Here is a 7,320-nt window from a genome sequence, read left to right as displayed (position 1 = left end):
GCCGGATCGCCGCCATCCGGACGGGGACGCAGGAAGCACACTGTCTCGTGCCCCGCGGCAATGAGGGCGCGCACGGCAGCCTTCCCGATGGTTCCGGTAGCGCCGAGAACCAGAACCCGCTGCGGCTTCGAACAGGCGTCTTGCGGCAATCTCGCCATCAGGCTCCACCATCGTCTATGGCTCCTTATGGTGGATTTCCCTCTCTATCTCAACGGCATCTCGGGTATTGCTACTCCCTTCAGCACTCCTTCATCCAAGAAGCAGCGGATCGCTGAAGCTTGTTCCAGCACAGTTCATCCTGTAACGCTTCCGGCCCGTGACCTTGTTTCCTGTCATCGACGACCTCTCGCGACGGTTTCCCGAAGCCACCAACGGCGCAAGCTGGGAGTTGCTGTCTGACCGCGTGATGGGGGGTGTTTCCTCCGGCCGGCTCACCCTGGAGCCGGTGGCGGGCCGCATGGCGATCCACCTCACGGGGGACGTGTCGCTGGAGAACAATGGCGGCTTCATCCAGATGGCGCTTGACCTCGATCCATCGGGAGGATCGGTCGATTGCCGGGCCTACGAGGGGCTCGAGATCGAGGTGTCTGGCAATGGGGAAAGCTATGGCCTGCATCTTCGGACGGCAGACCTTGGCCGCCCCTGGCAGTCCTACCGCCAGGCCTTCTCTGCGCCGCCAGACTGGCGGACGATCAGGCTTCCCTTCACCGGGTTCCTGCCGCATCGCACTGAAGTGGCGTTCGCGCCCGGGCGCATCCGCAGGCTCGGCCTCGTGGCCATCGGGCGGGCCTTCCGGGCCGACCTCGCGCTGTCGGCCATCCGCTTTTTCTGATGCCCTGACTTTCGCGTCAGGCGGCTTGCGCTCTGACCATCAGATGACCGGGTGCCGCCTGCATGATGCGGACAAGGTGGCGCAAGTGATAATTCAACTCGTCCAAACCGTCCATATTGATGAGCCCGTCATCATCCTGGTTGTCGTAACAGGCTGAGAGAACCGTGGCGAGCGATTGCTCCGCGGTATCGATCGCCTTCTGCCAGGGGCCGGGGTTGACGGCGATGGCCTGCATCAAGCCCTCGGCCCAATCAGCGGCTGAGAACTGGCCATTGCCAACATAGGGCAAGAGCGGTGCCGTCACGATCCGGTAGGAACCGAGGCTGCACCGGACCTGCTCCTCGAAATCAAGAAGGTCGCACATGACATTCCAGGCCTCTTTATCAGAGGCGAAGCGCGGCCGTTCGCCGGAGAAGATCCACGGCGTCCATTCGTCCTCATGAAGGGGGCCGGCAATCGCCAATCCAGTCAGGAAGCCGTGGATGTCGGCTGGGCCCATGGTCCAGCGCGGGGCGCGGCCGGATGCGAGATAGGCCTTGAAGAACTCGAGCTGATTCTGGATTTCGTCCGACATGGCGCTTACCTGTTCGATTTGGATAACAAACGATTGCGCAATAGGGTTAAAATTATCTTACCCAAGGCCACGAAAGTCGCGCTGCCGTGGGAAAGCAGCAGGTGAAGACACGGTTGGAGCGCAAATCTTCCAGCGACCTTGACTGATCGCCCGCCGCTGTGGCGGCTGAGGGCGGACCACATCATGATGGCGGCATTCCCCGGGGCCAGCGGCTCGCGAGACGACGCAAGCGTGCATGAATTGACTGCTTTCGCTATTGAAACATAGCAATTTGTATGACCAACTAAATAGCGCCGAGGCTGATCTCGATACTGGCGTGACAGAGAGGTGCAAATTGGCCCGCAATCTGTTTTCATTGGTTTTCGCTGCAGTTATTGCAACATTGCCGAATGCGGCAGAAGCTGCCGAGCGGGTGGGCGAAGTGGTTCGCGTGTCTGTCCAGGTCAGCGGTCAGGCGGGAGCACTCGGCAAGGGGGATGCCATCCACCGCGACGAGCGGATCAGGAGCAACGCCTCCGGCACCGGAGCTTTTGTGCTGCAGGACGGGACAAAGCTGGCGCTTGGCCCCAACTCATCGATCCTCATAGACCAATTCATCTACCGTGGCGGCGCCAAGGCCGAGAAGCTGGTGATTGGCGCCACGAAGGGAACGTTCCGGTGGATCAGTGGCAATTCCGATTCCTCGGCCTACCAGATCCGCACGCCGTCAGGCGCGTTGAGTGTGCGCGGCACGGCATTCGACGTCTATATCGGGGCAGACGGCGTGACGGCCATCGCGCTTCTCAATGGTTCAGCCGAGTTCTGCGGCAGGCGGGGCTGCGAACGCCTCACGCGCCGGTGCGACTTCCTGCTGGCGCGGCCCGACGGCTCCATCACCAAGCCCAAGGGCGTGGTGCGTGACCTGGGCATCAACAAGCGGGCCGGCGATGTGTTTCCATTCCTGACGGGGCAGGCGGGCTTGCCCCGCGGCTTCAAGGCGGATTCGACTTGCGCGGGCCTTGGCGACATCGCCCCGGGCAACGGCGGGTCCGGCCTCAGGAAGGAACCCACCTACAAGCCGCCGGAGCCACAGAAGCCGCGCAACCCGCAGGATAACAATTTCCAAACCCCGGGCTGACGCTCCAGATCCCGGCTGATGCCCTGATCATCCAGCCGCAGCGTGCAGCACGGCACTGCACAAAGCGGCCAGTTTCGATGATCGCCGAGTGCGGGGCTGGCGGCGCCTGGCGTCAGATGCGTTCGCCGCTCGCCGCGTCGAACATGTAGCAGCGGCTCGTATCGAAGCTGAGGCTGATCGGCGTCTCAAGTTCCTGGCGGAAGCTGCGTGAGCCCTTGGCGACGACCATGAGATCGCCCGCAAGCGCCGAGACGAGTGTCTGATCGCCGGTGGGCTCCAGCGAGTAGAGCACGGAGTTCAGGTGACCCCTGCCCGCCTCCGCCACCGAAATATCCTCCGGGCGCACGCCGAGGATCACATCCTTGCGGCTGCCCTTGCCGACGCCTTCCACGCGGGTCGAAGCGCCTGTGAAGGTGCCGTTCTCGAGATCGCCCTTGATCAGGTTCATGGGCGGCGAGCCGATGAAGCCGGCGACGAAAATGTTTGCAGGATTGTTGTAGACCTCATCCGGCGTTCCGAGCTGCTGGATCCTGCCCTTGTTCATAATCGCGATGCGGTCGGCAAGCGTCATCGCTTCGATCTGGTCATGGGTCACGTAGACGGTCGTCGTCTCGAGACGGCGCTGGATATGCTTGAGTTGCGCGCGCATGGTGAGGCGCAGCTTGGCGTCAAGGTTCGACAGGGGCTCGTCCATGAGAAAGACCTTCGGATGGCGCACCACCGCACGGGCCAAGGCGGCACGCTGCCGCTGCCCGCCCGAGAGCGCCCGCGGCTTGCGGTCGAGGTAGTCACCGAGCTCGACGATGCGGGCTGCCTCGCGCACCAGCGCATCGTGCTTCTCCTTGGGCACATCGCGCATGCGCAGCGGAAAGCGGATGTTCTCGTAGATGGTCATGTTGGGATAGAGCGCATAGCTCTGGAACACCATGGCGACATCCCTGTCGCGCGCATCGACGTCGTTCACCGTATCGCCATCGATGAAGATCTCGCCGCCCGTCGGGTCCTCGAGGCCTGCGATCATGCGCATGGTGGTGGTCTTGCCGCAGCCGGACGGCCCGAGGAAAACCATGAACTCCTTGTCCCGGATGTCGAGGTCGATTGCATCGACACCAACGACAGAACCCCAGGCCTTGCTGATCTTCTTGAGGCTGATTGACGCCATGACTACCCGATCCCCTCTTCATCATGCCGCCGGCATCCCCGGGGGTGCAAGCAGCCATGCCAATTCGAGCCGCACACGGCCCGACGGAATGCCAACATGAGTTTCACAAAACTGAAACAATTGCAACAGAAGAAAGCATTTGTTTCGTATTAATTGGCTGATTTGCCGGTTCCCTGGCGGATTGTCGATCCATGCGGCCCTTCGCACTCGCCAAAAGGGCGTTTTGCAGATGCGAAGGAACATGTTATGTGCAAATAATACTTATTGACTTGATACAGCATAAAAGTATCTTATTGCCATCTTTATTGGGGAGGCCAGAATGGCCGCATTCGACGTGTCGCAAGACCACCGGCGCATCGGGGCCGCCACGGGGCTGGCCGCTGATCTTGCCCGCCGCCTGGAGGAACAGGGGCGTCCCATCCGTGTCGGGCTGATCGGTTCTGGCGAGATGGGAACAGACATCGTCACCCAGTGCCGGCAGATGACCGGCATCACGGTGGCGGCCATCGCCGAAATCAATCTCGATTCCGCAAGGAAGGCGCTCCGCATCGCCGGCCACCCTGAAGACGGCCACACCGTCGCCGGGACCTCCGCCGCCTTCAACGCCGCCCTCGAGTCCGGCAAGACGGCGGTCACGCAGGACGCGCAGCTGGTCTGCACCTCCGGGCACATCGACGTGATTATCGACGCAACGGGCAAGCCCGCCGTCGGCGCCGAGATCGGCCTCACCGCAATGGAGCACGGCAAGCACCTCGTGATGATGAATGTCGAGGCGGATGTCACGATCGGCGCCTATCTCTCGCGCGAGGCCAGGCGTCTTGGTGTCGTCTACACGCTGGGTGCGGGCGATGAACCTTCCTCCGCCATGGAACTCGTCAATTTCGTGACGGGCCTCGGCTATCCGATCGTCGCGGCCGGCAAGGGCAAGAACAATCCACTCAACATCGATGCGACGCCTGACGTCTACATGGAAGAGGCGAAGCGCCGGAACATGAACCCGCGCATGCTGGTGGAGTTCGTCGACGGCTCGAAGACCATGGTCGAGATGGCGGCCATCGCCAACGCCACCGGTCTGGTGCCCGACTGCCCGGGCATGCATGGCCCTGCGGCCGGCCTCACCGAGCTGGAAAAAGTGCTGTGCCCGAAGGCCGACGGCGGCGTTCTCTCACGCAAGGGCGTGGTCGACTACTCGATCGGAAAGGGCGTTGCGCCAGGCGTCTTCGTGATCGCGGAAATGTCTCACCCGCGGGTGCGCGAGCGCATGCACGACCTGAAGCTCGGCCCTGGCCCCTACTACACCTTCTACCGCCCCTATCATTTGACCAGCCTCGAGGTGCCGCTCTCCTGCGCGCGCGCCGTGCTCTATGGAACTGCCGACATGCAGCCGCTCGACGTGCCGAGTGCTGAAGTCTGCGCCGTTGCCAAGAAGGACCTGCAGCCGGGTGAGCGGCTGGATGCGATCGGCGAATACACCTACCGTGCCTGGATCATGACGATGCCGGATGCCGCGGCCTCCGCGGCCGTCCCCTGCGGGCTGCTCGAAGGCGGCAAGGCCGTCAAGGCTATCCGCAAGGGCGAGCTCCTCACCTACCAGAACTGCGCCGTGGACGAGACGTCGCGCATCGTGATGCTGCGCAAGCGGCAGGACGACATGCTGAAAGGAACAGTCGGATGAACGCCGTTGGCAGCATCAAGCCGAACGCCCGGCCCTTCTACCAGAAATACAACGCGGCACAGCTCAAGGAAGCGCTGCGCCGGATGTACTTGATCCGCCGCTTCGAGGAAGGCGCGGAGGAGGCCTATATGCGCGGCCTCATCCACGGCACTATGCACCTCTCGATCGGGCAGGAGGCTTCAGCCGTCGGCGCCACCATGGCGCTGAGGAACAGCGACTACATCACCTCCACCCACCGCGGCCACGGCCACTGCATCGGCAAGGGAGCGGAACCCAAGCTGATGTTCGCCGAGTTTTTCGGCAAGGAAGAAGGCTATTGCCGCGGGCGCGGCGGCTCCATGCACATCGCCGACGTGGCGACGGGTAACCTGGGCGCCAACGGCATCGTTGGCGGCGGCCTGCCCATCGCGGTCGGCGCGGCACTCGCCATCAAGAAGCAGAAGCGGGACGACGTCGCCATGTGCTTCTTCGGCGACGGCGCCTCGAACGAGGGCGCCTTTCACGAAGCGCTCAACATGGCGGCGATCTGGAAGCTGCCCGTGGTCTTCGTCTGCGAGAACAACAAATACGGCATGTCGGTCTCCACCGAGCGCTCGATGGCGGTGGCCAATGTGGCCGACCGCGCGTCCGCCTACAACATGCCGGGCGTGATCGTGGACGGCAATTCGATCGCCGACGTCGAGGAAGCCATCGCCGCGGCGATCGAGCGGGCACGCAAGGGCGAAGGCCCGACATTGCTCGAATGCAAGACCTACCGCACCCGCGGTCACTCGCGCTCCGACCGCAACCGCTACCGCAGCAAGGAAGAGATCGAGGAATGGAAGGCGCGTGACCCCATTCCCCGCTTCGAGGTGGAGCTGATGGCGCATGGCATCGCCACGGAAGCAGATGTGAGATCGATCCGGGAAGCCGCCGAGGCGGAGATCGCAGCCGGAATTGAGTTTGCCCGCAACGGCACCGACCCAGACCCGGGTGACGTGACGCGCGACGTCTATTCGCCCGAGGCCGCCTGATGAGCACACGCGAACTGACCTATGCCCAGGCGATCCAGGAGGCGCTGGCGCAGGCGATGGACGCGGACCCGTCCGTGTTCCTGATGGGCGAGGATATCGGCGTCTATGGCGGCGCCTTCCAGGTGACCGGCGACCTCGTGCATCGCTACGGCGAAGACCGCGTGATGGACGCGCCGATCTCGGAACTCGGCCAGGCGGGCGTCGCGGTTGGCGCGGCGCTTGCGGGTTGCAGGCCGGTGCTCGAGTTTCAGTTTTCGGACTTCGCGACGCTCGCCATGGAGCAGATCGTGAACCAGGCGGCAAAGCTCCGCTACATGCTGGGCGGCAAGGTGAACGTGCCGCTGGTCATGCGCTTTCCCGCCGGATCGGGCACCGGGGCCGCGGCACAGCATTCCCAATCGCTCGATGCATGGCTGGCACATGTGCCGGGCCTGAAGGTCGTGCAGCCGTCGACCCCGGCGGACATCAAGGGCATGCTGCTCGCGGCAATCGACGATCCGGACCCCGTCATGGTGTTCGAGCACAAGCTCCTCTACAAGATGAAGGGGATCGTGCCGGAGGAGCCCTACCGCGTGCCGATCGGCAAGGCCCATGTGGCCCGGCCCGGACGTGATGCCACGGTGGTGGCCACCTCCATCATGGTACACAAGTCGCTCGAGGCCGCGGAAGCCCTCGCCGCAGAGGGGATCGACATCGAGGTGATCGACCTCCGCACCCTGCGCCCCATCGACACCGCCACCATCATCGAAAGCGTCAGGAAGACCACGCGGCTGGCCTGTGTGTATGAGGGCGTCAAGACGCTGGGCATCGGTGCTGAGATCAGCGCGCGCATCGCCGAGAGCGAGGCATTCGACTATCTCGATGCGCCAATCATGCGGCTGGGCGGGGCCGAGTCGCCCATCCCCTACAATCCGCAGCTCGAGAAGGCCGCTGTGCCGCAGGTGCCA

General features: G+C 63.5%; 7 protein-coding genes. 5 read left to right on the top strand and 2 right to left on the bottom strand.

What is annotated here, in order from left to right:
- Positions 1 to 316: 316 nt before the first annotated feature.
- Positions 317 to 832, top strand: a complete 516-nt coding sequence (locus ACILRA_RS17110) for a CIA30 family protein (RefSeq protein ID WP_395663277.1) — start codon at positions 317 to 319, stop codon at positions 830 to 832.
- 16 nt (positions 833 to 848) lie between these two features.
- Here ACILRA_RS17110 and ACILRA_RS17105 read toward each other — a convergent pair whose 3' ends face one another.
- Entirely contained in the window at positions 849 to 1,406 is a 558-nt protein-coding gene (locus tag ACILRA_RS17105; RefSeq protein ID WP_395663276.1) for a UPF0149 family protein, read from the bottom strand.
- Between the two features lie 382 nt (positions 1,407 to 1,788).
- On the opposite strand from ACILRA_RS17105, the gene ACILRA_RS17100 reads away from it, so the two are divergent.
- Positions 1,789 to 2,523, top strand: coding sequence for a FecR domain-containing protein (locus ACILRA_RS17100; protein ID WP_395663275.1), 735 nt, complete (start codon positions 1,789 to 1,791; stop codon positions 2,521 to 2,523).
- A gap of 112 nt (positions 2,524 to 2,635) precedes the next feature.
- Here the strand turns inward: ACILRA_RS17100 and ACILRA_RS17095 are convergent, their stop codons facing one another.
- The gene (locus tag ACILRA_RS17095) at positions 2,636 to 3,685 is read right to left on the bottom strand and encodes an ABC transporter ATP-binding protein (RefSeq protein WP_395663274.1); all 1,050 of its coding nucleotides are present in this window, start codon (positions 3,683 to 3,685) and stop codon (positions 2,636 to 2,638) included.
- Between the two features lie 319 nt (positions 3,686 to 4,004).
- Here ACILRA_RS17095 and ACILRA_RS17090 point away from each other — a divergent pair, with 319 nt between their 5' ends.
- From ACILRA_RS17090 to ACILRA_RS17080, 3 genes are all read left to right on the top strand, one after another.
- The gene (locus ACILRA_RS17090; protein ID WP_395663273.1) at positions 4,005 to 5,360 is read left to right on the top strand and encodes an NAD(P)H-dependent oxidoreductase; all 1,356 of its coding nucleotides are present in this window, start codon (positions 4,005 to 4,007) and stop codon (positions 5,358 to 5,360) included.
- Positions 5,357 to 6,373, top strand: a complete 1,017-nt coding sequence (locus ACILRA_RS17085) for a thiamine pyrophosphate-dependent dehydrogenase E1 component subunit alpha (RefSeq protein WP_395663272.1) — start codon at positions 5,357 to 5,359, stop codon at positions 6,371 to 6,373. Before ACILRA_RS17090 ends, ACILRA_RS17085 begins: the two co-directional genes overlap by 4 nt.
- On the top strand, positions 6,373 to 7,320 hold a 948-nt coding region (locus tag ACILRA_RS17080; RefSeq protein WP_395663271.1), incomplete at its 3' end, for an alpha-ketoacid dehydrogenase subunit beta. The genes ACILRA_RS17085 and ACILRA_RS17080, both read left to right, overlap by 1 nt.

It is taken from the genome of Aestuariivirga sp. (genome assembly GCF_044239095.1).
In the GTDB taxonomy this organism is placed as follows: domain Bacteria; phylum Pseudomonadota; class Alphaproteobacteria; order Rhizobiales; family Aestuariivirgaceae; genus Aestuariivirga.
Note: the sequence above shows the minus strand (reverse complement) of the source record. Positions and strands in the feature narration are given on the sequence as shown.